Below are 22672 nucleotides of genomic sequence, written 5' to 3'. Positions count from 1 at the left end.
TCTACTTATGCCGCTTCGTTGCTTAGGTCTTTCAGGATGTCACCCAGAATCTCGTCTCGCGATTTCTGAGGTTGCAGGCCCGCCATCGCTGCCGAGGTCTGGCCGGAGTTTTTGTCTGCTGATGATGAGATGCTCAGCAACGTTTCCTTCTGTTCCCGCATGAAATCCGCCAGAATAGCGCGGACGTTTTCCAACACGGCCGCAATCTGGTTTTCCTCGATATCCTTGGTGATCGAATTCGCCTCGGACGCGATCAGGCGTGTGTAATCGGCAGCGTATGCTTCAAAGCCTTTGCGCTTTTGCCACCAGCGTCGCCACCAGGTACTTTGCAGGTCCAGAGCGATCGTCCGGCCAATCCCCAATGGTGGTGGAACGCGCGGCACGATAGGTGCTTCGATGCTGAATTCGCCCAGGTGGTTGCCAAGAATTTTGTGATACAACGCTTCGACATCTGCAGCCGCAGTTGAGTAGAGCGCGCCAGCATCCTTACGCATTGCGCGGGCAAAACTGAAATAAGCGGCTTTTTGCAAAGTCCTCAATCCAGCAGGGTCGTATTGCCAAGTGCCTTGCTCGCCATTCTTTTCAAGGTGCGCGATCAGAGAATCCGTGGCGCGCTTCACAAAATTCGCCTCGGCTGAGTTCAGGCGCTCCAATACTTTGTCACGTAATGCATTGGTCAGTTCGGCTGCTTTCTTTTCATATTCAGCAGAAACTTTCGCAATTGCATCTTCCGGAGAAACACCGTCAAGATCACGCGCAACGCCTTCACCCTCTGACAGAGTCTTTGCCACGGCGGTGGCACGAATCTGGCTGGCGATGTTGCGGGCGCGATGGCGAACCCGATCCATCAGCCGCGCTCCGGCACCTTCTGCAATACGCTCGTTTATCGCCAGCAGCAGGTCAGGCAAACCGGACAATGCCCAGATTTTATCCAGCGAGGGGGCCTGATCACCGAACCCGGCAGCGAGGTAAAATGTATTGAGTGCTTCGCGGGATTCCTCGTTCAGAATCTCGGGGTTCCCGGTCAGTGCTGCCTCGGCCCACAAGGCACTGCCGAACACGACACTTGTCTTTGCGTCGATGTTGTTCTGTTTCAGAGTGTCCAGAATCCGGTCGCGGATTTCGGGGACTTGATTGACCGGGTCTGACAACTCGTCAATCCGGTTCACAAACAGGACAATCTGGCGGTTCTCAAATTGGGCGATGATCCGCATCAAGGCCATGTCCATGGTGGTCAGGGCCTGGCTTGCGGCAAGCACCACAACACAGACTTCGGACCCGCGCAGGCTGCGCAGGGTAATCTGTTCACGCACCATGAAGGTATCGTTGACACCCGGCGTATCACAAAGCTTCAGCGCAATCGGGTACTGAGGGATATCCATGTACAACTCGGCCGACTTGGTCACATCTGCGAACCGGCCTGTTTTTGGATTGATATCCGGGTCGTCCTCATCGCCCAGGCAGACATACCTTTGGATCAGTTCTTCATCGAAGTGATCGTATTGGTGGCTTTGGCCAAGTATCAGATCGAAGTGCTTTCCAAGACGCTCTTCCGACTTTGCTTTCATCTCGCCGATCTGACGGCGAATGTCCTCCATCTCGTCATCTGCACCGGCACGGTTGGCCAATTCGCCCAACCGGCCACCCCCGACCATCAGATTGTCCCATTCTTCCTGCTCAAAGAAGGTGAACTTGGCCTTGGTATCGCCCGGTGGACGCGTGTTGATGTTCAGGGTTGTGACGACCGACGTCCACGGGTTCACATCCGACGGAAGCAAAGATGGGCGCCCCGCAAGAATGTTTACAATCGATGATTTGCCCGCTTTTACCTGACCGACCATGGTGATGCTGGCGGTGAAGTTTTCCATCCGGGTCTTGAGTGTTGCCAGACGTGCCGAGGAGCGCGCATCAGCCACCTCAGTCAATTGATCAATCTGCGCCGTCAGTGATGACATTGCCGAAGTCATTGGCGCCAGAGCTTCGTTGCCTACAGACAACAGGTGATCATTGCGCGCCATGCTTAACCTCCGGTTCCCGTAGCTGCGATGCGGGGTTCATGCGAAGGACGGCCCGTTGGAATTCCTGTCAGCGTGTCGATACGTGCGATCAGGTCCAAAGCGTTGCCCAGAATGTCAGCCTCGGCGCGCGGGCTGATGGTTTCGTAAGCCTTGGCGTCAGCCAGCACTTCGATCGAGCTGAAGCGATCGCCGTTTTCAAGGCACGCAACGCGGCGTCCGGTCGGGAAACCTTCGGATTTGACCGCGGGCAATGGCATACGCGCATTGGCCAGCAGGTAGTGGTCTCCGGAATGGGTTCGGAGCGAAATCCCAAAGCCCGTGTTCGGGTGGTCCCGGTTCAGGATCTTGAGTTCGCCAAGAAAGCTTTCGCGAGCAAAGAAGACAGCCTCTTGCTCGGCAGTAGCGGAGGGATTCAGATCGGTCACAGCAGTAAACCTTGTACTGGAGTTGAGCAGGAAACTCGTACCGGCGCCAAAGTGGCAAAAAAGACTCATTAACTCCTGCTAAACAACAAGACCCTTCAAGGCGGTCTTATTTTGACGTGAATAAGATTTTTTGGCGTTTGAAATGTGGCAGCTTTGTGGTGGAGCGCTCTTGAGAATGCCTCAACCTGCGCGGGAATGCCTATGACGCAAGCGCCACTCGGCACCTACAGTGTGAAACCGAGCGGGGACCGGCGGAACACAATTGCTTGCACTTGACGGTACAGGTCATTCGATAATCTGTGTGGCCGTGAAGGGCACCACAGCCGAGTAAGCCATTCTTGTTATTTCAGAAACCTGAAGTCTCTCTCTGAGTTGGAAAGGGTCGCAGATGCGTTTCCTGGGGTGTCGGGGTGGGTAATCCCGCGCTTCGTCCCAAGGATTCAATTATGAGCATGTGAGGGCAGTGAAGGATGATTTCTATATTCGCTATTGGTGATCTAGCAACAGGCTGTCAGCTTGTCTTTTTGGCCTTTGGTCAACGTAAACGAGATATTTCGCAGGCTAACTTGGCCGAAATCTAAACTTCGGCAGGAATGAACAGCTCTTCCAAACTTGCGTGGTCTTTGTCCCTCAGGATATCGGGTTTCACGGCCACTGATGTTCCCATCAGTTTTCCACTGACAAGTCTCTTAGGGCTATACATTTTCATGAGGTACCGTGGTTGCTCAATATCTCATCAGAGGATCTACAAACTTGGCGATACGTGTATTTTACCTCTCGCGCTCGGAAGCAAGCTTTGTTATTGACCGCTTCATTCCAGCGCTGCGGCGCTGAGTTGCGGGTGTGGCGAAATTGGTAGACGCACCAGATTTAGGTTCTGGCGCCGCAAGGCGTGGGGGTTCAAGTCCCTCCACCCGCACCACTTTGATCAACTAAAGTTTTGAAGATATTAGCATCTATTGTTCAGTTAGGTTTTGCCCGCAATTGTTCCCCAAGTTCAATCGCTGCTGGTTTCCCTGTCTTCGATCCAATCGCACATCTCTAGCGCACTCAACGGTGCTTATCTTTTCCACTGATGAATAGGGCTTTCCTTATCGGCCCATAAGTCCGGAAGAGGTTAAGAAGGCCGCTGGGATCAATGATAGGAAGATACGAGATATTGCTGCCGTGGATTATGGATGAAGATTGAGATCGAAGTAAGCACATCCAGTGCCAGAAATGCTGTGGATACTGTTTCGGGCGAGCTGCTGCAAACAACAAAGGCGCCCTTGGGCGCCTTGTTTTACTGGTCGGAGTGAGAGGATTCGAACCTCCGGCCCCTGCCTCCCGAAGACAGTGCTCTACCAGGCTGAGCTACACTCCGACCGTGGCGGGTGATCTATACGCGGCTTTGCCGATGCGCAAGAGGATTTTGAGAAGCGATCATCCTAATCTTCCGTCTTTGGATCGACAACGGACGGGCTAAACAGGTCACGCGACTCTCATGGCAGCGGATCCGTTTTGTACAGACGGATCTTGGTGCCTCCGTGGTCTACGACCGGACCGGGCGCCAGCAAAGGCAGGCGGGTCGCCCGAGCCAAAGCCGGAGCGCTGGTCACAATCCCGACACGCCATCCTTGAAACCGGCTCATCAAAGATTTACCCAAGGCTCCGTAGACAGAGCGCAGACGCTTTTCATCTCCAATTCGCGCTCCGTAGGGAGGGTTCACAATGACCAGCCCGGCGGGTCCCGCAGGGGGTTTGATGTCACTGACGGAAAGCTGTTGAAATCGCGTATTGGCGCTTACCCGTGCTCTCTCGGCATTGGCTGTTGCGGCTTCGATTGCCCCGGCGTTGCGGTCTGAGCCGCAGAAGGTGAGAAAACACTCTGCGACCTTGGGATCACCGCGCATGTCTTGCCAGCGGTCAGGGTCGAAGCTCGCAAGGTTTTCAAACGCAAAGCTGCGGGACCGACCAGGGCGCAGCCCCAGGGCAATCTCGGCGGCTTCGATCACGAAAGTACCCGAACCGCACATCGGGTCCAACACCGGTTCATTGCCGCTAAATCCGCAGTCACGCAGAAACATGGCTGCCATCGTTTCGCGCATTGGCGCTTTGGCAATTGCTTCTTTATGACCACGCTTGTGCAAAAGCTCTCCAGAACTGTCGATGGAAAATGTACAGATGTCCTTTTCGATTCTCAGCAAGATCCTGACATCGGCGTCGGATGATATCGGAGCGCCCAGAGTTTCGGATATCGCTTGTTCAACTCTCTGCCGTGCGGCACCGGCATGATATATTCTGGATTTGCGGCTGGTGGCCTCGACTTTGACCGGAACATCGGAGCGCAGGAACTCGCCCCACGGGAATTTGCGCGCACGTTTGTCCAATTGGGCTAGATGCACGGCAGGAAAACTGCCCAGACGAACCAGAACCTTGTTTGCACCGCGTAAGGTCAGGTTGGCGCGCCAGACCTCGGACCACGAACCACGGCAAATGACACCCCCTGGAATCGTCTTGACCTGAGCGAACCCGTTGGACTGCGCCTCGGCGCAGAGGGGGGCTTCAAGGCCCGGGGTGGCAATCAGAAAGATTTCGAAGTCTGTGTCTTTTTTCATTCCGGTTGCTTACACTGGAAGTTCAGCGGGCGCGACACGCAATTTTGACCCGAATTTTTGGCCATCTTGAGGGAAAACTCCAAGATTTTGCAGTTTGATCTTAACTTTCGGCGGTAACAGGTTTGCGTTTGCGGGCATCCGCGCGTAAAGGGTCCGTGATCAGAAATACGCCTGCGGAATTTGGACCCGTTTCGACGCTTTTGCGATGGGCACCGGAAAAAACCGCGTTATTGCATGACCCCTAAAGGGTGTCGGCAGGGCTGGCGCAGGAAAGAGGCTTGGAAGAACGTAGCGGCATGCAAACTTTCAAACTTAAAAAAGGGTTGGACCTGCCAGTGGAAGGCGCTCCCGACCAAACCATTCATCCGGGTCCGGAATACTCGACCGTTGGCGTTCTGGGTGGGGATTACATTGGCCTGAAGCCAAAGATGCTGGTGCAGGAAGGTGATAGTGTCGAGCGGGGTACGCCGCTCTTTTGTCACAAAGATGCGCCTGACGCGATGATGGTTGCACCGGTGACAGGCAAGATTGTTGCCATCAACCGGGGTGCCCGCAGGGTGTTGCAGAGCGTCGTCATCGAAGTGTCCGACGCCAATGACACGGGCTTGGATTTTTCGAGCGTGGGCGATGCGCACAGCGCCGAAGGCGTGACTGCAAAACTGTGCGTCGCTGGTCTATGGACCTCATTCCGCACGAGGCCTTATTCGAAAATGCCGGAACCCGGTGCCAAGCCGAACGCGATTTTCGTGACCGCCATGGACAGTGACCCTTTGGCGGCTGATGCCGCCACGATCATTGCCGAAGCGCCCGAGGCCTTTGCTGCTGGGTTGGCGGCAGTCAGCAAGCTAACCGAAGGCAAGACTTATATTTGCCAGAAACAAGGTGACACGATCCCCGGCGCGGATGTCGCCGGTGTCGAGGCCGTGGCGTTTTCCGGTCCACATCCATCGGGCCTGGCAGGAACGCATATTCACTTCCTCGAACCGATTTCGGGGGAAAAGCAAGTCTGGACTATCGGTTATCAGGACACCATCGCGATTGGCCGCCTGATGCAGACCGGGCGTCTGGATCCGAGTGTTGTGATCGCCTTGACCGGGCCCGGTGCGCGTCAGCCGCGTTTGATCCGCACCGTGATGGGCGCGTCCACGGACGACTTGACACGAGGTGAGGTAAGTGTGGACGGAACGCCCCGCATTATCTCGGGTTCGATCCTGTCGGGTCAACATGCCGACGGACCGACCGCATATCTGGGGCGGTTTGCCCGTCAGATCTGTATCATCCGAGAGGATCACGATCAGATTCCGATGGGTTGGATCCGACCAATGCCTTCCAAGTATTCCGTCCAGCCGGTATTGGGCTCGGCCTTTTCCAGGAAACTCTATGCTTTCACGTCCAACCTGAACGGTGGCCGCCGTGCAATGGTGCCAACAGGCGTGTTCGAGGAGTTGATGCCGCAGGATTACCTGCCCACACAATTGCTTCGGGCGTTGCTGGTGATGGATACGGATACGGCTCAGGCACTGGGAGCGCTTGAGCTGGACGAAGAGGATCTGGGCCTTGTGGGCTTTGCCTGTCCGGCGAAATATGAATACGGGCTGGCGCTGCGCGACTGCCTGAAAAAGATTGAAAAGGAGGGCTGATCCGAATGGGATTGCGTAACTTCTTTGACCGGATCGAGCCGAACTTTACCAAGGGCGGCAAGTACGAGAAGCTTTTTCCGATCTACGAGATGGTGGAAAGCTTCATCTACACTCCGAAAACCGTAACCACCGTTGCTCCTCATGCGCGGTCTTACGTGGATATGAAGCGCATCATGACATATGTCGTGATTGCCACTATTCCTTGCATCCTGTGGGGAATGTGGAACACCGGTTATCAGGCAAATTCGGCCATTGCCGCGCTTGGCCCAGAGTCTGCAACTGGTTGGCGGATTGCAATTCTTCAGGTTCTTGGCATCTCGTTGAATCCGGACAGTATTTTTGCCAATGTCATGCACGGGCTTATGTACTTCCTGCCGATCTATATTGTCACGTTGGTGGCAGGCGGTATTTTCGAAGTCATTTTCGCAACCGTCCGCGGGCATGAGGTGAATGAAGGCTTTCTTGTCACTTCGATGCTTTACGCCCTGATCATGCCTGCAACCACGCCTCTGTGGCAGGTTGCCCTGGGTATTATCTTTGGTGTTGTCATCGGCAAAGAGGTATTCGGCGGCACTGGTAAGAACTTCCTCAACCCTGCCTTGGTGGGGCGGGCGTTTTTGTATTTCGCCTATCCCGCGCAGATGTCGGGCGATGCAGTCTGGACCCCGGTTGACGGGTTTTCCGGGGCGACGGCTCTGGCTGTGTCGGCTGCCGAAGGCTACCAGGCACTGGCCGCTGACGGTATCACCTGGTGGAGCGCGTTTTACGGCACCATTCAGGGCAGTATCGGGGAAACCTCGACTCTGGCCTGCCTGATCGGTCTGGCCTTCCTGCTGATCACCAAGATTGCCAACTATCGGCTGATTTTGGGATGTCTGGCGGGCACAATTGCGTTCACCTGGCTGTTGAACCTGATCGGGTCCGAGACGAACCCGATGTTCGCAATGCCATGGTACTGGCATGTCGTGTTGGGCGGTTACGCCTTTGGTCTGGCTTTCATGGTGACCGAGCCGGTCTCGGCAAGCCACACCAATGTCGGGCGCTATATCTATGGTGCACTGATTGGTGTCATGGTTGTGTTAATTCGTGTGATCAACCCAGCCTTCCCCGAAGGTATGATGCTGGCCATTCTGTTCGGCAACGTCTTTGCACCGCTGATCGACTATTTTGTCGTTCAGGCCAACATCAAACGGAGGGCGCGTCGCCATGTCTGATACGCAATCCCCTGAACGCAAGGGCGCGATTGCCCGGTTTCTGGCGGCCTCGCCGGATTCGGTTGGCAAAACGATCTTCATCGCTGTTGCGGTTTGTCTCGTTGCCTCGATGATCGTGTCGGCCGCGGCAGTCAGCCTGCGCCCGGTGCAGGAGGCCAACAAGCTGAAGGACAAGCAGGTCAACATTCTGCAGGTGGCGGGGGTGTATGAACCCGGCATTGATGTCAGCCAGGCCTTTGCCGCGTTCGAGCCGCATGTTCTGGATCTGGCGACGGGCGAATTTGCGGACGATCAGTTCGACCCAGCCACCTTTGACGATCTGGCCGCTGCCGGTGATCCGGAATTAAGTGTTGCCCTTGACGATGACCCCGCAGGCATTGGTCGCAAGGCAAAGTATCGGGTCATCTATCTGCTGCGCGACGACAGCGGAGCGTTGGACAAGGTGATCCTGCCGCTGCATGGCTATGGGTTGTGGTCCACGCTTTATGGCTTCATCGCGCTGGAAAAGAACGGCAACGACATTTTCGGCCTGCAATTCTATCAGCATGGTGAAACGCCTGGTCTGGGTGCCGAGGTGGACAACCCGCGTTGGAAGGCGTTGTGGAACGGCAAGAAACTGCATGATGACGCGGGCGCCTTGCAGATCACCGTCGCCAAGTCACAACCAGCGGCCGGGCCCGAGTTTTTCGTAGATGCGCTGGCGGGCGCGACCCTGACATCGCGCGGGGTCGACAACCTTGTGAAATTCTGGATGGGCGATGCGGGTTACGCGCCGTTCCTGGCCAAGTTGCAAGCAGGAGAGATCTGATGTCGCAGACCAAGAAAGAGCTGCTGGTCGACCCCCTTGTCGACAACAACCCGATCACCTTGCAGGTGCTGGGAATCTGTTCGGCACTGGCTGTAACCTCATCACTGCAAGTGGCCTTTGTCATGGCCATAGCGGTGACGTCGGTGACGGCGTTTTCGTCGATGTTCATCTCGATGCTGCGCAACCAGATCCCGGGCTCGATCCGGATCATCGTGCAGATGGTGATCATCGCCTCGCTCGTGATTCTGGTGGATCAGATACTCAAGGCTTATGCCTTTCAGATTTCCAAGACGCTGTCGGTGTTTGTCGGCCTGATCATCACCAACTGCATCGTAATGGGCCGTGCCGAAGCATTCGCCATGAAGAACCCCCCGGTGGCCTCGTTCATCGACGGTTTGGGTAACGGCATGGGTTATGGCCTGATCCTGATGCTGGTGGGCATCATCCGGGAGTTGTTTGGATCGGGCAGCCTGTTCGGCGTGACAATCCTGCAAACGGTCAACAATGGCGGTTGGTACGTGCCCAACGGCCTGTTGCTGCTGCCACCTTCGGCGTTCTTCGTGATCGGCCTGCTGATCTGGGCTTTCCGCACGTGGAAGCCGAACCAGGTTGAAGAACGTGAATACAAAATCCAGCAGGTAGAGGCGCACTGATGGAAGGGCTTATCTCTCTGGCCGTGAAGGCCGTCTTTATCGAAAACCTTGCGCTCAGCTTTTTCCTTGGCATGTGTACCTTCATCGCCGTGTCGAAAAAGATTTCGACTGCCATCGGGCTGGGAATATCAGTCATGGTGGTGCAGGCCATCACCGTGCCCGCCAACAACCTGTTGTTGTCCTTCCTGCTGAAACCGGGCGCATTGGCATGGGCCGGGTTCCCGGATGTGGATCTGACCTTTCTCGGGCTGATTTCCTATATCGGCGTGATCGCAGCGATGGTTCAGATCCTCGAAATGATTCTCGATAAGTATTTCCCGCCGCTCTACAACGCGCTGGGGATCTTCCTGCCTTTGATCACTGTGAACTGTGCCATTCTGGGTGGTTCGCTGTTCATGGTCGAACGCGACTATAATTTTGCCGAGGCGACCACCTATGGCATCTCATCCGGTTTCGGCTGGGCGCTGGCAATCACTGCGATGGCAGGCGTGCGCGAAAAGCTGAAATACTCGGATGTGCCGGACGGGCTTCAGGGGCTGGGCATCACCTTTATCACCGCCGGACTGATGGCGATGGCCTTTATGTCCTTCTCGGGCGTGAAACTGTAAGGGGGGCGTGAGAATGGAAACCTTTTCGCTCGGCGTTGTCCTATTCACCCTGATCGTTCTGGCGCTGGTGGCCATCATTATGGCTGCACGTTCCAAGCTGGTGTCGACCGGCAACGTCAACATTACCATCAATGGTGAAAAGACTATCTCGGTTCCGGCGGGTGGCAAACTGCTGCAAACATTGGCGGCCGAAAAACTGTTTGTTCCGTCAGCCTGCGGTGGTGGTGGTACCTGTGCCCAGTGTCGCGTGAAAGTGCATTCGGGTGGTGGTTCGATCCTGCCGACCGAAGAAAGCCATATAACAAAGCGCGAAGCCTCCTGTGGCGACCGTCTGTCCTGTCAGGTGGCGGTCAAGCAGGACATGGAAATCGAAGTTCCAGAAGAGGTCTTCGGCGTCAAGAAATGGGAATGCACCGTCCGCTCGAACGATAATGTCGCGACCTTTATCAAGGCCCTTACCCTAGACCTGCCCGAAGGTGAGGACGTGAATTTCCGCGCCGGGGGCTACATCCAGATCGAAGCGCCCGCTCATCAGTTGAAATACACTGATTTCGACGTGCAGGAAGAATATCGCGAGGATTGGGATCGCTTCAATCTGTGGCAATACGAGTCAGTTGTGAACGAACCTATCGAGCGCGCCTATTCGATGGCCAACTATCCGGATGAAAAGGGCATGATCATGCTTAACGTCCGGGTTGCTTCACCGCCTCCGGGCTCAGAAGGAATTCCGGCGGGACAGATGTCGTCCTACATCTTCAACCTGAAGCCGGGCGACAAAGTCACAATCTCGGGTCCATTTGGCGAGTTTTTCGCACGTGAAACCAAGAAGGAAATGGTCTTCATCGGTGGTGGCGCCGGTATGGCACCGATGCGCAGCCACATCTTTGACCAGCTCAAACGCCTTGAGAACCGCGACCGCAAGATCAGTTTCTGGTACGGTGCGCGGTCCAAGAAAGAGATGTTCTTTGTCGAGGATTTCGACCAACTGGCGGAAGAGTTCGACAATTTTGAATGGCATGTCGCTCTGTCGGATGCCCAACCCGAGGATGAATGGAAAGGCTATACCGGCTTCATCCACAACGTTCTGTTCGAAGAGTACCTCAAGAACCACCCGGCACCCGAGGATTGTGAATACTACATGTGTGGGCCGCCAATCATGAACCAGTCGGTTATCAACATGCTGCTGGATCTGGGCGTGGATCGCGAAGACATCATGCTCGACGATTTTGGCGGGTAACTAAAGTAACCGGCGCTGAGTGCGCCGGTTTTTTCATTCCGGCGCCAGATCGACCTATTTTCCGTAATAGTCCCGATACCAGGCGACGAACTGTGCGATACCGTCCTTCAGGTCGGTCTGCGGGCGATAATTCGTCAGCCGCTGCAACAGCTGATTGTCAGCCCAGGTGGCATGAACATCGCCCATCTGCATTGGCATAAAGTTTTTGACCGCTTTCTGGCCAACAGCCTCTTCGATGGCTTCTATGAAATCCATCAGACGCACCTTGTCTCCGTTGCCAATGTTGACGATGCGGTACGGTGCAACGGGCGACAAGCTGTCACCATCTTCGATATCCGCGCGGCTGGTTGGGCGGACCGGCGGAACATCGATCAGCAACCTGATCCCACGCACAAGGTCTTCTACATGCGTGAAGTCGCGATACATGTCGCCATGATTGTAGATGTCGATTGGTCTGCCATCCAGTATCGCAGCGACGAATTTGAAATAGGCCAGATCGGGGCGCCCCCAAGTGCCGTAAACGGTAAAAAATCGAAACATGGTGGTCGGCAAATCCCACAGATGGGCATAGGAATGCCCCATCGCCTCATTCGCCTTCTTAGTGGCGGAGTAGATCGTCAGTTGGGTGTCGGCTTTTTCTGTTTCGATGAACGGCATGTCCTCGTTTGCACCGTAGATTGATGAGGTCGACGCCATCAAAAGATGTTCCACTTTATGTTGACGCGCGATTTCCATCACATTGAACGTGCCCACAACGTTCGACTCGATATAGCTGCGAGGATATTCAAGGCTGTGCCGCACGCCTGCCTGCGCGGCCAGATGGACGATGACATCGGGCTGAAACTCCTCAGCGACCTGCACAAGACGGTCAAAGTTTTCCAAACGGTCTTCAGTTGCCGTAAATCCCGGGGTTTGAAGCAGTATCTGATGTCGACGCTGTTTCAGGGTTACATCATAGTAGTCGGTCATCCCGTCATAGCCATGTACCTGAAACCCTTCTGCCAGAAGCAATTTGGCCAGATGGAATCCGATGAACCCGGCAGAACCTGTAATCAAAACTCGTTTCATAAAACCCTCAGAACTCACTGCAAATTCATCGCTGATCGAAAGGCGTTGATCCTATCATCAGATCAACTGCTTGCGAACATCCTGCGGGCCATATCGGACAATCTAAGGCTCGTGGTCAACACCTTGCCTACTCAAACAGTTGTTGATTGCGACCACTACGCAGGGCGGGTAGGGATCAAATGCCATGATAAAAGACTGGATCAGACGGCGGTTCCAATCCGCGGCGAAGGAAAGCACCAATGCGATGCCATGCGACGTGGCACCCGCGGAAAAGGTGACAGCTGTCGGTGATATTCACGGCCGTCTTGATTTGCTTCAGGCGGTTTTGCCACGACTCGACGATCAAAGCCCACTGGTCTTTCTGGGCGATTACATCGATCGGGGGGCATACAGCGCGCAGGTACTGCGGCATTTGCATCACCTGAGTGAGGCGTCAGACGGGCGGGTTCAATGCCTGCTTGGCAATCACGAAGAGATGCTGCTGCAGTTTGTAAACGACCCGGAACGATACGCCAGGCTTTGGTTTCATAACGGCGGAGCGGAAACTTTGGCATCTTTCGGTCTCGAATGTCCCGACGAGTTGGACAGTGGCAAGCATCTGCCTGAACTGGCAGAGCGTCTGCGGCACAAGATGGGCGACAGCTTGCTGGACTGGCTTGAAAATCTGCCGCTGACCTGGACCAGCGGCAACGTCACCTTTGTCCACGCGGCACTTGATCCGCGGCAATCCATTCAATCCCAGGATCGCCAGATCTGTCTTTGGGGTCATCCGATGTTTCCACGGCTTGCACGCAGCGACGCGCAATGGGTTGTTCACGGTCATACTATTGTAAGCCACCCCCAGATTAGAAACCGGGTTGTGTCGATCGATACAGGTGCCTTTGCCTCAGGCAGATTAACTGCCGCTGAAATAAACGGCGGCAGTGTCAGGTTTTTTTCAACCGGTTGAAACTATCCTACGATCATCTGCTTCATGCGAAGCGCTTCATACTCCAATTCCCTCAGACGGAAATGCACCACGTCACCGATAGTGATGACACCGCACAAATTGCCATCACGCAGAACCGGCATATGGCGGAAACGCCCTTCGGTCATGGTTTTCAGCACGTCATTCAGCGTATCCTCGGGCGTACAGGCCTTTACATCCCTGGTCATCAGGTCTTCGACCGACTGTGGCAGGGTCTGTCCGGGCGTATCGGCCATGCGACGCACGATGTCGCGTTCCGACAAGATCCCTTGCAATGCCCCGTTCTGATCTGTCACCAGAACAGCGCCAATCCGCTTTTCCTTGAGCGTGTTCACCACCGAATGGATGGTATCATTAGGCCGCACCGAAAACACCGCATCCCCTTTACCCTCAAGCAACTTGGCCACGGTCGTCTGCGAATGCGACAGGTTTGATTCCGCTGATTGGCTGTAGGTTGTCTTGTCAGCCTTGTCACCGCGCGACGGCGACTGGTAAGAGGTTGGAGCCATGGGCAATCTCCTTTTGGTTCTTGCAAAGTCTTTCCCTTTCACCTTAGCGCAGCTAAACGACCTGTATAGGGTACAATTGCACGAGTTGGCCGAACGCAGGTCAGCAAAGGGAGCTTAAGCCTTTGAATGAACTCTATCTTACGCCCCCGGTTGCCGCGCTGATCTTCTTTGCGGCTGTCGTGTGCGGTCACAACTTTCGCATGGCGTGGAAGCAACAGCAGCCCGGGTGGCGCAAACGCGCGTGGTTGTTTGGTATTCCGGCCGGAACTGGTCTTTTGCTGTTGGGTTTCCTTCCGCTGAAACTGTAATGCCAATTTGACTCTGGCGGGGACCGCTGGCATATGCCGGGCACAGAATGTCCCGGAGATAGCCCAATGCGTCTTTTACCCGTGCTGGCCTTTTTCACCCTTCTTTCAGGCTGTCTTTTTGACAAGGAACCCGAAGTGGTCCGTCTGTCTGGTGAGACAATGGGCACGACCTACAAAATCACCGCAATTGGCGAAGACCTTGACGAAGACGCACTGGCTTCTGCTGTCAGTGAAAAGCTGGCAGCCGTGAATGCCAAGATGTCCAACTGGGATCCGAACTCCGAGGTTTCCGTTTTTTCCGCGTCGTCCAGCACAGATCCAATGCCTATTTCCGACGAATTTGCGCTGGTTCTTTCGGCGGCGAACGAAGTGCACGCAAAATCCGGTGGCATTTTCGACGTAACCCTCGGCCCTTTGATCGAACTTTGGGGTTTTGGCCCACGCAAACCCGAGGACCCGGTGCCATCGGATGCCGATATCAACACCGCGCTGAGCGGTGTAGGTCAGGGCCGCCTGCTGAAGCTCGATACAGATGCTGGCACGCTTGCCAAGTCAAACGCCAGTGTGGGCATTAACCTTTCGGCGATTGCAAAAGGTTATGGAATTGACGCTGTTGCGGAAACCTTGCAGGCCGCTGGCATCGAAAACTATCTGGTTGAAATCGGCGGCGATCTTGTGACCAAGGGTAAGAATGACAAGGGCGAAGCGTGGCTCATTGGCATCGAAAAACCTGAAACGGGTTCGCAAACTATCCAGTTGATCGTTTCTCTGGATGACCGGGGTATGGCCAGCTCGGGCGATTACAGGAACTTCTTTGAAAAAGATGGTGTGCGCTATTCGCATATCATCGATCCGACAACAGGCCGCCCGATCACGCACCGCACCACTTCGGTCACCGTGCTGGCCGAAAACGCGATGATGGCCGATGCCTGGGCAACAGCCATGCTGGCCTTGGGTCAGGAAAAAGGTCTTGCTTTGGCGGAGAAACATAAACTTGCCGTGTATTTCATCTCGCGGGATGTGACAGGCGGCGAAGATGCCTATATCACTGCCCATAGTGCGGCGTTCAAAGACGCGCTGGGATTGAACTGACTGTTGGAGCTGAGATGAGTACCTTTATTCTGGCCTTCATTCTTCTCGCTCTCGTCATGGTGGGCATGTCATTGGGTGTCATGCTGATGGGAAAGACCATCAAAGGCAGCTGCGGTGGTCTAAACGCGATCTCGGGCGCTGACAAATGCGTTGTCTGCCAAAAAGACATCGACCCCGACAGCCCACTGCGCGACAAGCTGCAATGTAAACGCGCCAAGAAGATGCTGGAACAAATGGACCGTCAGGCCTGACGCAGGTTTTGCTTCGTTCTGCGGACAGAAGGGGCTAACTAGGCCCTCGTGACTTTTGGGGAAGGGCGTCAACTTGGCCAAGGCAAAAAACATCCTGTTCATCATGTTCGACCAGCTGCGCTGGGATTATCTGAGCTGCTACGGCCATCCACATCTGCATACTCCAAATATCGATCGTCTGGCTGCCAAAGGCGTGCGCTTCAACCGCGCCTATATCCAATCACCGATCTGCGGCAGCTCTCGCATGTCCACCTACACAGGGCGCTATGTGCATTCTCACGGCGCGTCGTGGAACGGAATTCCGTTGAAAGTCGGCGAGATAACGATGGGTGATCACCTGCGTAAGGCGGGGATGGATTGCTGGCTGGTCGGCAAAACCCATATGCGTGCAGACGCCGAAGGGATGGCGCGGCTTGGTCTGGAACCTGACAGCTTGATAGGTGCGCGCGTCGCCGAATGTGGGTTTGACGTATATGAACGGGATGACGGTATGCTGCCCGAAGGTCCGGATGGGTATTATGACCCGGACGGGGCAAAGGAATACAACAAGTTCCTGAAAGCAAAGGGGTATGAGAGTGACAATCCCTGGCATGACTTTGCCAATTCCGGACTGGATGCGGATGGGAACGTTCTGTCTGGCTGGTTTCTGAAGAATTCACCCGAAGCCGCGAATATTGCCGAGGAAGACAGCGAAACGCCCTATCTGACCGGGCGCGGGATCGAGTTCATGGAAACGCATGATGGCCCGTGGTGCTGTCATCTGAGCTTTATCAAGCCGCATTGGCCGTACATCGTACCGGACCCATACGCCTCGATGTATGGGCCGGAACATGTATTGCCTGTGGTGCGATCCGAGGCGGAACGTCAGAATGCGCATCCCGTGCTCAAAGCCTTCATGGACACAAAGATCGGCCAGACCTTCTCGCGGCAGGATGTGCGTGAGGCGGTTATCCCGGCCTATATGGGGCTGATCAAGCAAGCCGATGATCAGATGGGCCGCCTGTTGGACTGGATGGAGAGAACCGGGCGGATGGAAAACACGATGATCGTGTTGACATCAGACCACGGTGATTTTTTGGGCGATCACTGGATGGGGGAAAAGACCTTTTTCCACGATGCCTCAACCAGAGTGCCGTTGATCATTTATGACCCGTCGCCCGAGGCGGATGCGATACGTGGCACTGTCAGCGATGCGCTTGTAGAATCCATCGACCTTGCACCGACCTTTGTTGACGCGGCTGGTGGGGAAGTGGCGACGCATATTCTGGAAGGTCACTCACTGCTGCCCATCCTTTATGGGGAGGTGGACGCGTTGCCACGCGATGTGGTGATCTGCGAATATGACTACTCGGCTTCGCCAATCGCAAATGTTTTGGACATGTCGGTCCGCGATGCGGTGATGTTCATGGTCGCAAGTAAGAAATGGAAACTGATCCATTGTGAAGGTGGGTACCGGCCAATCCTGTTCGATCTGGAAAACGACCCCGATGAGTTGAACGATCTGGGTGACAGCGCCGAACATGCCGGTGTAATCGCCGAAATGTACGAGCACCTGTTCGCCTGGACGCGGCGGGCGTCACAGCGCACGACCCGGTCCGAGCAGCAATTGATTGAAATGCGCACCAAAAGCCGGGGCAGGGGTGTTGTTCTGGGCGTTTATGATGAAAACGATGCACCACTGGATCTGACAGTCAAATACCGCAATCGCAAGGCGCGCCCTTTCCAAAGCTATCTGAAGGACTAACACCTCTGTGTTGGTTATAATTGTACATCATTGCAAAAGGCGGTTCACCCGTCGAAGTCCAAAGGATAGAAGGTGACCCAAGAGCAGCAAATGGAGTACATCAATGGCCACCCCCAAACCTGTAGTCCTGTGTATTCTTGATGGTTGGGGCCTGTCCGAGGACACAAAAGCCAACGCACCCTATCTGGCAAACACGCCGACGTTTGACGCGATCATGTCTGAGTGCCCGCATTCAACCCTGATCACCCACGGCCCCGATGTGGGTCTGCCTAGCGGGCAGATGGGCAACTCAGAGGTCGGGCACACCAATATCGGGGCAGGGCGTGTGGTCGCCATGGACCTGGGCCAGATCGACCTTTCCATTGAAGACGGGACATTCTTTGAAAACGAAGCTCTGCAAGCTTTCATCGCCAGTGTTAAGTCCGTTGGCGGTACTGCACATCTGATGGGGTTGATCTCGGATGGTGGGGTGCATGGTCATCTGAACCATATCCTTGCCGCAGCCACTGCCATAACGGATGCCGGTGTCCCGGTTGCACTGCACGCAGTGACGGACGGGCGTGATGTCGCGCCAAGGTCAGCTCTGACTTACATCGCTGAGTTGGAAGAACGCTTGCCCGAAAACGCACGCATCGTCACCGTAAGCGGGCGGTACTTTGCCATGGATCGCGACAATCGCTGGGAGCGTGTCAGTGAAGCGTATGCTGCAATGGTCAACGGGCAGGGCCGAACAGCCAGCAGCGCCCATGGCGCGGTTGATCACGCCTATAACCAGTCCGAATCTGACGAGTTTGTCACACCAACCGTATTGACGGGATATGACGGTATTCATGATGGCGACGGTTTCTTTTGCCTGAACTTCCGCGCTGACCGTGCACGTGAAATCCTGCGCGCCATCGGAGAGCCCGGATTTTCCGAGTTCGCGACAGGACCGCGCCCGAAGCTTTCAGCACTGCTGGGCATGGTCGAGTACTCTGACGGGCATAATGCTTACATGACCACGGTTTTTCCAAGGCGCACGCTTGTAAATACGCTGGGCGAATGGGTCGCCAAACAAGGGCTCCGTCAGTTCCGACTGGCGGAAACCGAGAAGTACCCGCATGTTACGTTCTTTTTGAATGGCGGTAAGGAGACGCCCGAACTAGGTGAGGACCGCTTTATGCCGAGCTCGCCGAAAGTGGTGACCTACGATCTACAGCCCGAAATGTCATCCGCAGAGGTTACGGCGAAGTTTATCGAAGCCATCGAAGGCGGGTATGACCTGATTGTTACAAATTATGCCAACCCCGATATGGTTGGTCATACAGGTGATCTGAATGCCGCAATCAAAGCATGTGAAGCCGTCGATCAGGGGTTGGCGCAAGTCATTGCGGCTCTTGAAAAGGTCAAGGGGGCGATGATTATCACGGCCGATCACGGCAATTGCGAAGTCATGGTTGATCCTGTGACCGGCGGCCCGCATACGGCCCATACGCTTAATCCTGTTCCCGTAGCGCTGGTTGGCGGGCCAGAAGGTGCTGTATTGCGCCAAGGACGTTTGTCCGATCTTGCCCCGACCCTGCTTGAACTGATGGGTTTGCCTAAACCCCCGGAAATGACCGGGGAAAGCCTGCTGTCATGAAACCGGCTGCTCTGGCAGTGTGTCTGTTTTTGGCCTTGCCGGCGCTGGCCCAGCCAGACGCTTCCAAGGCTGCTTTGGATGCAGCGCAGATGCTCGAACAGGCGTCCATCGCGTTATCCGAAGCCGAAAGTGCCCGGGACCGGGTCAATGCTCTTACGGAGACGATCCATGCCTATGAGGCCGGGTTGGGTGCGATGCGGGTGGGATTGCGCCAAGCGGCTACCCGCGAGGCGCAACTGAGTGCCGACTTGCGGACGCGCGAAAAGGAAATCCGGCGATTGCTCGGTGTTCTGCAAACCATTGAAACGACTGAACCACCCGTTTTGATGTTACATCCCGCCGGCCCGTTGGGGGCTGCCCGCGCGGGTATTATGCTGTCCGAGGTCACCCCCGGCCTGAACGCCAGCGCGCAGGAACTGGCGCAGGACCTAAATGAAGTGCAGACATTGCGTGTCTTGCAGCAAAAGGCCTCGGAAACTTTGACAGAGGGTCTGACGGGCGTTCAGGCGGCCCGCACCCGTCTGAGCGAGGCAATCGCCGACCGCACGGATTTGCCCCGCCGTTTCGTGGAAGACCCGGTACGTACGGCCATTCTGATCTCGTCGACCGAAACACTGGATGGTTTTGCAAGTGGTCTGTCCGAGATCTCGGAGGGAGAGATCCTCGACAGCAATGCCAGCGTCTTGGACAGGAAAGGCCGGATATCAATGCCGGTACAGGGCATCTTGCTGCACAAGGCCGGTGAAACGGACGCCGCTGGTGTCACGCGCCCCGGCCTGATCGTGGGGACACGCCCGCGCGCCTTGGTCACATCGCCAACCGCTGCGACAATTCGCTATCGCGGGCCGCTGCTGGACCTGGGGAACCTGATAATACTTGAACCTCAATCGGGACTTTTGTTCGTATTTTCCGGTTTGCAGGAGGTCTATGGCCGGACCGGTCAGGTGATCCCAGAGGGCACACCAGTTGGTCTGATGCCCGGTGAAATGCCGGAAATCGGCGCAATTTTGTCAACAAGCAGTGATGGCACTGGAACTGACCGCTCAGAAACGCTCTATATAGAGGTAAGAGAAGACAATCGCCCCGTGGACCCGGAATCGTGGTTTCGGACCGACAAGGATGGATAAACGCGTATGAAGAAATTTGTGGTGGCCGGTCTGGCTGGAACTGTGGCAGGAATTCTTGCAACAACTCAGATCGCAGGACCCCTGCTGGCGCAGGAGGCCGAGAACAAGGCAAGCGTCTATGAACAGCTGGATTTGTTCGGCGACATTTTCGAACGTATTCGCGCCCAGTATGTCGAAGAGGTTGAGCCCGAAGAACTGATCGAGGCGGCCATTGACGGCATGTTGACATCGCTTGATCCGCATTCGAGTTATCTTTCTCCTGACGACGCCGAACAGATGCGCGTGCAGACCCGGGGTGAGTTTGGTGGGTTGGGTATCGAAGTCACGCAGGAAGAAGGCTTTGTCAAAGTCGTCTCACCTATTGACGATACCCCCGCCGACGCAGCCGGAATCGAAGCCGGGGATTTCATTACCCATGTGGACGGCGAAAGTATTCTGGGCCTGACGCTGGACAAAGCGGTTGACCTGATGCGCGGCCCGGTCGGATCCGAAATTATCATCACCGTCGTACGCGAGGGTGAGCCTGATCCCTTCGATGTCACTATTATCCGTGATACAATCAAGTTGACCGCTGTGCGCGCACGGACCGAAGGCACCAGTGTCGTGCTGCGTGTAACCACGTTCAACGACCAGACCTTCCCGAACCTGCAGGAAGGATTGCAGGAACAGATTGCCGAAGCGGGTGGCATCGACAAGGTGAACGGTTTTGTTCTGGACCTGCGCAACAACCCAGGCGGCCTGTTGACTCAGGCGATCAAAGTCTCGGATGCGTTCCTGAACGAAGGCGAAATTGTTTCCACGCGCGGCCGCGACCCGAATGAGGGTGAGCGGTTCAACGCCACCCCCGGGGATCTGGCTGAAGGCAAGCCAATTGTGGTGCTGATCAATGGCGGCTCGGCCTCGGCATCCGAGATTGTGGCCGGTGCATTGCAGGATCATCGCCGCGCTATCGTTGTGGGCACCAAGAGCTTTGGCAAAGGATCCGTGCAGACGGTCATGCCGCTGCGCGGCGACGGCGCTATGCGCCTGACCACATCGCGCTATTACACGCCATCAGGACGATCAATCCAGGCCCTTGGCGTCAGCCCGGACATCATTGTTGAACAGCCTCGCCCTGCACCTGCAGAAGAAGAAGAAGAGAGCAACGGGCGTACCCGGTCCGAAGCTGACCTGCGCGGCAGTCTGAACAATGACAGCCTGAGCGAGGATGAAATCCGCCAGATCGAGGAAGATCGTGCAAGGGCCGAAGCAACCGCTGAGCTGAGGAAAGAGGATTATCAACTGGCATATGCCATAGACATCCTCAAAGGCTTGTCAGCGTTCACCCCGCACGGGCCGTCCCAATAACCAAACCAATGGGTCGCGTACAACGCGGCCCTTTTCTTTCTGTCTCGCGAGATTTCATTTCATCATCCAGCAGCGCAATCCGAAGGCGCCGCGCAGAGTGCGCATAACCGAATGGATGATCCGATTTCGCAAGCGTTTCAGCCGTCTCCGCGGCTTACCCGTCGGAACGCGCGTTTCAGCATATCCAGCTCCGCGCGCAAAAGGTCCACTTCCGCCCTGAGATCATCGGCGGCGGGCTCTCCTGCTATTATGGAGAAACTCCCAATTTTATCGACACTGCCTGCGTCGACTATGACGAAGCTGTGCACGCCTTCGGACAGGGCTGTGACGGGTACCTGCACATACAGATTCCATCCGTTGTCTGTAGGTGAAAGCTCAACACTCTCCAGAGCTTTGCCCAGATATCGAACCTCCAACTCTGGTTGCCGTTCGGCCTCAACATGGCCGTGCCAAATACCGTTTTCGAACTGAATGAAAGTCAGGGATGGTTGTGTCATCTTTGATCGTCTCACAAGTCCGCGCGATGGAAGCGGCAAAACGTAAGGTCTCGCACACTCATACGGTTCATCTGCGGTTTCTCAAAAATAAGATCCAGCCAGATCTTTTCGATCCGACGTTCATTCAGGGGCAGGTGAGCCAGGTCGAAATCAACTGCGTTCACGGTTTCAGAAGGGTCTAGCTGCCGCAAAACCTGCTCCATGTTGGGCCCGTGCTGAACATTGAGACGTGCAAACGCGCCAGACGGTTTCTCGCAGTCAATCAGAGTTTCCAACCGGATCAGATGCTCGCGTGTCAAGTCGCGGGCGACCTCACGCGGCAAATCGATTGATACCGACAGGAACGACCCCTCGAAGCCAAAGACCTCGACCTCCAGACTGAACGGGGCCAGATCACTTGCCCCCCGGTTGCGGATTTGCCGCACAGCGATTTCGGTCAACGGGCAGTCGTGAAATAAGCTGACCTGATCGTCCATTACCGTTTTACGGGGAACAGAGGCCATGCCGGATTGCAACAACGGCGCGCGCCACAGGTCGGGTCGCCAGCTCCAGTCGGTGCCGACAGGCCGGTGAAACTGAGTTGATCCTATTTTCGGGCGGAGCAAGCGCGCATCCGCCAGTTGGATCAGGCGATCCAGTTGTCCACGCAGACTGCGCGCCTGATCGCGTTTCATCCGCAACTCGGCCTGCGCTGAATCTGGCGCCTGCTGCACGGCCCGGCGCCAGCGGCCGAGCGTCCGGCGATGAATATAGCGATCCAGAATCCTGCGCATGGTCTCTTCGTCCGATAATGTCCTTCTTTAGTCAAAGAAATGAGTAGGAATAAACCCGCAATCACAAAAACACTACTTGAGCGCTACGTTTTCCGGTTGGTGGCTAAGCGTAAAAAAGATAGGTGCCGGATTAGGAGCCTGACCCCGTCAATTCTTGCAATACGTCGG

The 22672-nt window shown here is 55.5% G+C and carries 21 protein-coding genes and 2 tRNA genes; 15 read left to right on the top strand and 8 right to left on the bottom strand.

Annotation, left to right across the window (positions count from 1 at the left end; genetic code table 11):
- Positions 1-5 precede the first annotated feature (5 nt).
- Both ACR0EK_RS11185 and ACR0EK_RS11180 read right to left on the bottom strand, forming a co-directional pair.
- A complete protein-coding gene (locus tag ACR0EK_RS11185; RefSeq protein ID WP_480870467.1) occupies positions 6-2018 on the bottom strand; it encodes a dynamin family protein in 2013 nt (670 codons plus the stop codon).
- 2 nt (positions 2019-2020) lie between these two features.
- The gene (locus ACR0EK_RS11180; RefSeq protein ID WP_209507691.1) at positions 2021-2443 is read right to left on the bottom strand and encodes a hypothetical protein; all 423 of its coding nucleotides are present in this window, start codon (positions 2441-2443) and stop codon (positions 2021-2023) included.
- Positions 2444-3280: 837 nt separating this feature from the next.
- On the opposite strand from ACR0EK_RS11180, the gene ACR0EK_RS11175 reads away from it, so the two are divergent.
- Positions 3281-3365: transfer RNA gene (locus ACR0EK_RS11175), tRNA-Leu, on the top strand.
- Between the two features lie 364 nt (positions 3366-3729).
- On the opposite strand, the gene ACR0EK_RS11170 is transcribed toward ACR0EK_RS11175, so the two are convergent.
- A tRNA-Pro gene (locus ACR0EK_RS11170) sits at positions 3730-3806 on the bottom strand.
- A gap of 118 nt (positions 3807-3924) precedes the next feature.
- Positions 3925-5040, bottom strand: coding sequence for a THUMP domain-containing class I SAM-dependent RNA methyltransferase (locus ACR0EK_RS11165; protein ID WP_480967804.1), 1116 nt, complete (start codon positions 5038-5040; stop codon positions 3925-3927).
- Between the two features lie 296 nt (positions 5041-5336).
- On the opposite strand from ACR0EK_RS11165, the gene ACR0EK_RS11160 reads away from it, so the two are divergent.
- The 6 genes from ACR0EK_RS11160 to nqrF are packed head-to-tail and all read left to right on the top strand — an operon-like array spanning position 5337 to position 11200.
- Positions 5337-6680 (top strand): Na(+)-translocating NADH-quinone reductase subunit A, encoded by a 1344-nt coding sequence (locus ACR0EK_RS11160; RefSeq protein WP_480506988.1) that lies wholly within the window; start codon positions 5337-5339, stop codon positions 6678-6680.
- Positions 6681-6685: 5 nt separating this feature from the next.
- Positions 6686-7894, top strand: coding sequence for an NADH:ubiquinone reductase (Na(+)-transporting) subunit B (locus tag ACR0EK_RS11155; protein ID WP_480483685.1), 1209 nt, complete (start codon positions 6686-6688; stop codon positions 7892-7894).
- On the top strand, positions 7887-8702 hold the full coding sequence (locus tag ACR0EK_RS11150) for a Na(+)-translocating NADH-quinone reductase subunit C (RefSeq protein WP_267365756.1): 816 nt from the start codon (positions 7887-7889) through the stop codon (positions 8700-8702). The genes ACR0EK_RS11155 and ACR0EK_RS11150 overlap by 8 nt, the downstream gene beginning before the upstream one ends.
- A complete protein-coding gene (locus ACR0EK_RS11145) occupies positions 8702-9355 on the top strand; it encodes an NADH:ubiquinone reductase (Na(+)-transporting) subunit D (RefSeq protein ID WP_267365754.1) in 654 nt (217 codons plus the stop codon). Before ACR0EK_RS11150 ends, ACR0EK_RS11145 begins: the two co-directional genes overlap by 1 nt.
- Positions 9355-9963, top strand: coding sequence for an NADH:ubiquinone reductase (Na(+)-transporting) subunit E (nqrE, locus tag ACR0EK_RS11140; protein WP_209507136.1), 609 nt, complete (start codon positions 9355-9357; stop codon positions 9961-9963). Before ACR0EK_RS11145 ends, nqrE begins: the two co-directional genes overlap by 1 nt.
- A gap of 13 nt (positions 9964-9976) precedes the next feature.
- Complete coding sequence (nqrF, locus tag ACR0EK_RS11135; protein WP_267365752.1) at positions 9977-11200, top strand: NADH:ubiquinone reductase (Na(+)-transporting) subunit F; 1224 nt, start codon at positions 9977-9979, stop codon at positions 11198-11200.
- A gap of 54 nt (positions 11201-11254) precedes the next feature.
- Here the strand turns inward: nqrF and ACR0EK_RS11130 are convergent, their stop codons facing one another.
- Entirely contained in the window at positions 11255-12268 is a 1014-nt protein-coding gene (locus tag ACR0EK_RS11130; RefSeq protein ID WP_480899946.1) for an NAD-dependent epimerase/dehydratase family protein, read from the bottom strand.
- Between the two features lie 184 nt (positions 12269-12452).
- On the opposite strand from ACR0EK_RS11130, the gene ACR0EK_RS11125 reads away from it, so the two are divergent.
- On the top strand, positions 12453-13217 hold the full coding sequence (locus ACR0EK_RS11125) for a metallophosphoesterase family protein (protein ID WP_480899948.1): 765 nt from the start codon (positions 12453-12455) through the stop codon (positions 13215-13217).
- A 2-nt stretch (positions 13218-13219) separates the two neighbouring features.
- Here ACR0EK_RS11125 and ACR0EK_RS11120 read toward each other — a convergent pair whose 3' ends face one another.
- A complete protein-coding gene (locus ACR0EK_RS11120; RefSeq protein WP_480483689.1) occupies positions 13220-13744 on the bottom strand; it encodes a CBS domain-containing protein in 525 nt (174 codons plus the stop codon).
- A 122-nt stretch (positions 13745-13866) separates the two neighbouring features.
- On the opposite strand from ACR0EK_RS11120, the gene ACR0EK_RS11115 reads away from it, so the two are divergent.
- From ACR0EK_RS11115 to ACR0EK_RS11085, 7 genes are all read left to right on the top strand, one after another.
- A complete protein-coding gene (locus ACR0EK_RS11115; RefSeq protein ID WP_480483690.1) occupies positions 13867-14052 on the top strand; it encodes a hypothetical protein in 186 nt (61 codons plus the stop codon).
- A gap of 66 nt (positions 14053-14118) precedes the next feature.
- Positions 14119-15144 carry an FAD:protein FMN transferase gene (locus tag ACR0EK_RS11110; protein ID WP_480899950.1) on the top strand — a complete coding sequence of 342 codons (1026 nt, stop codon included), beginning with the start codon at positions 14119-14121 and terminating at the stop codon, positions 15142-15144.
- 14 nt (positions 15145-15158) lie between these two features.
- The gene (nqrM, locus tag ACR0EK_RS11105) at positions 15159-15395 is read left to right on the top strand and encodes a (Na+)-NQR maturation NqrM (RefSeq protein ID WP_267366293.1); all 237 of its coding nucleotides are present in this window, start codon (positions 15159-15161) and stop codon (positions 15393-15395) included.
- A gap of 73 nt (positions 15396-15468) precedes the next feature.
- The gene (locus tag ACR0EK_RS11100) at positions 15469-17139 is read left to right on the top strand and encodes a sulfatase-like hydrolase/transferase (protein ID WP_480899952.1); all 1671 of its coding nucleotides are present in this window, start codon (positions 15469-15471) and stop codon (positions 17137-17139) included.
- Between the two features lie 103 nt (positions 17140-17242).
- Positions 17243-18760 carry a 2,3-bisphosphoglycerate-independent phosphoglycerate mutase gene (gene gpmI / locus ACR0EK_RS11095; RefSeq protein ID WP_480899954.1) on the top strand — a complete coding sequence of 506 codons (1518 nt, stop codon included), beginning with the start codon at positions 17243-17245 and terminating at the stop codon, positions 18758-18760.
- Positions 18757-19887: a murein hydrolase activator EnvC family protein gene (locus tag ACR0EK_RS11090; RefSeq protein ID WP_480483694.1), complete on the top strand. Its 1131-nt coding sequence runs from the start codon at positions 18757-18759 to the stop codon at positions 19885-19887. Before gpmI ends, ACR0EK_RS11090 begins: the two co-directional genes overlap by 4 nt.
- Before the next feature lie 6 nt (positions 19888-19893).
- Positions 19894-21234, top strand: a complete 1341-nt coding sequence (locus ACR0EK_RS11085) for a S41 family peptidase (protein WP_209507125.1) — start codon at positions 19894-19896, stop codon at positions 21232-21234.
- Positions 21235-21371: 137 nt separating this feature from the next.
- On the opposite strand, the gene ACR0EK_RS11080 is transcribed toward ACR0EK_RS11085, so the two are convergent.
- Both ACR0EK_RS11080 and ACR0EK_RS11075 read right to left on the bottom strand, forming a co-directional pair.
- Positions 21372-21731: a hypothetical protein gene (locus ACR0EK_RS11080; protein WP_480773663.1), complete on the bottom strand. Its 360-nt coding sequence runs from the start codon at positions 21729-21731 to the stop codon at positions 21372-21374.
- A gap of 11 nt (positions 21732-21742) precedes the next feature.
- The gene (locus ACR0EK_RS11075) at positions 21743-22504 is read right to left on the bottom strand and encodes a DUF6478 family protein (RefSeq protein ID WP_480773664.1); all 762 of its coding nucleotides are present in this window, start codon (positions 22502-22504) and stop codon (positions 21743-21745) included.
- Positions 22505-22672: the final 168 nt, after the last annotated feature.

This window comes from Ruegeria sp. AE4 (genome assembly GCF_056542185.1).
Note: the sequence above shows the minus strand (reverse complement) of the source record. Positions and strands in the feature narration are given on the sequence as shown.

Bases quoted from the DNA above. Each gene is read 5' to 3' on its own strand.
- ACR0EK_RS11185 (WP_480870467.1), bottom strand. From the start codon at position 2,018: ATGGCGCGCAATGATCACCTGTTGTCTGTAGGCAACGAAGCTCTGGCG.
- ACR0EK_RS11165 (WP_480967804.1), bottom strand. From the start codon at position 5,040: ATGAAAAAAGACACAGACTTCGAAATCTTTCTGATTGCCACCCCGGGC.
- ACR0EK_RS11160 (WP_480506988.1), top strand. From the start codon at position 5,337: ATGCAAACTTTCAAACTTAAAAAAGGGTTGGACCTGCCAGTGGAAGGC.
- ACR0EK_RS11155 (WP_480483685.1), top strand. From the start codon at position 6,686: ATGGGATTGCGTAACTTCTTTGACCGGATCGAGCCGAACTTTACCAAG.
- ACR0EK_RS11150 (WP_267365756.1), top strand. From the start codon at position 7,887: ATGTCTGATACGCAATCCCCTGAACGCAAGGGCGCGATTGCCCGGTTT.
- ACR0EK_RS11145 (WP_267365754.1), top strand. From the start codon at position 8,702: ATGTCGCAGACCAAGAAAGAGCTGCTGGTCGACCCCCTTGTCGACAAC.
- nqrE (WP_209507136.1), top strand. From the start codon at position 9,355: ATGGAAGGGCTTATCTCTCTGGCCGTGAAGGCCGTCTTTATCGAAAAC.
- nqrF (WP_267365752.1), top strand. From the start codon at position 9,977: ATGGAAACCTTTTCGCTCGGCGTTGTCCTATTCACCCTGATCGTTCTG.
- ACR0EK_RS11130 (WP_480899946.1), bottom strand. From the start codon at position 12,268: ATGAAACGAGTTTTGATTACAGGTTCTGCCGGGTTCATCGGATTCCAT.
- ACR0EK_RS11125 (WP_480899948.1), top strand. From the start codon at position 12,453: ATGATAAAAGACTGGATCAGACGGCGGTTCCAATCCGCGGCGAAGGAA.
- ACR0EK_RS11120 (WP_480483689.1), bottom strand. From the start codon at position 13,744: ATGGCTCCAACCTCTTACCAGTCGCCGTCGCGCGGTGACAAGGCTGAC.
- ACR0EK_RS11110 (WP_480899950.1), top strand. From the start codon at position 14,119: ATGCGTCTTTTACCCGTGCTGGCCTTTTTCACCCTTCTTTCAGGCTGT.
- nqrM (WP_267366293.1), top strand. From the start codon at position 15,159: ATGAGTACCTTTATTCTGGCCTTCATTCTTCTCGCTCTCGTCATGGTG.
- gpmI (WP_480899954.1), top strand. From the start codon at position 17,243: ATGGCCACCCCCAAACCTGTAGTCCTGTGTATTCTTGATGGTTGGGGC.
- ACR0EK_RS11090 (WP_480483694.1), top strand. From the start codon at position 18,757: ATGAAACCGGCTGCTCTGGCAGTGTGTCTGTTTTTGGCCTTGCCGGCG.
- ACR0EK_RS11085 (WP_209507125.1), top strand. From the start codon at position 19,894: ATGAAGAAATTTGTGGTGGCCGGTCTGGCTGGAACTGTGGCAGGAATT.
- ACR0EK_RS11080 (WP_480773663.1), bottom strand. From the start codon at position 21,731: ATGACACAACCATCCCTGACTTTCATTCAGTTCGAAAACGGTATTTGG.
- ACR0EK_RS11075 (WP_480773664.1), bottom strand. From the start codon at position 22,504: ATGCGCAGGATTCTGGATCGCTATATTCATCGCCGGACGCTCGGCCGC.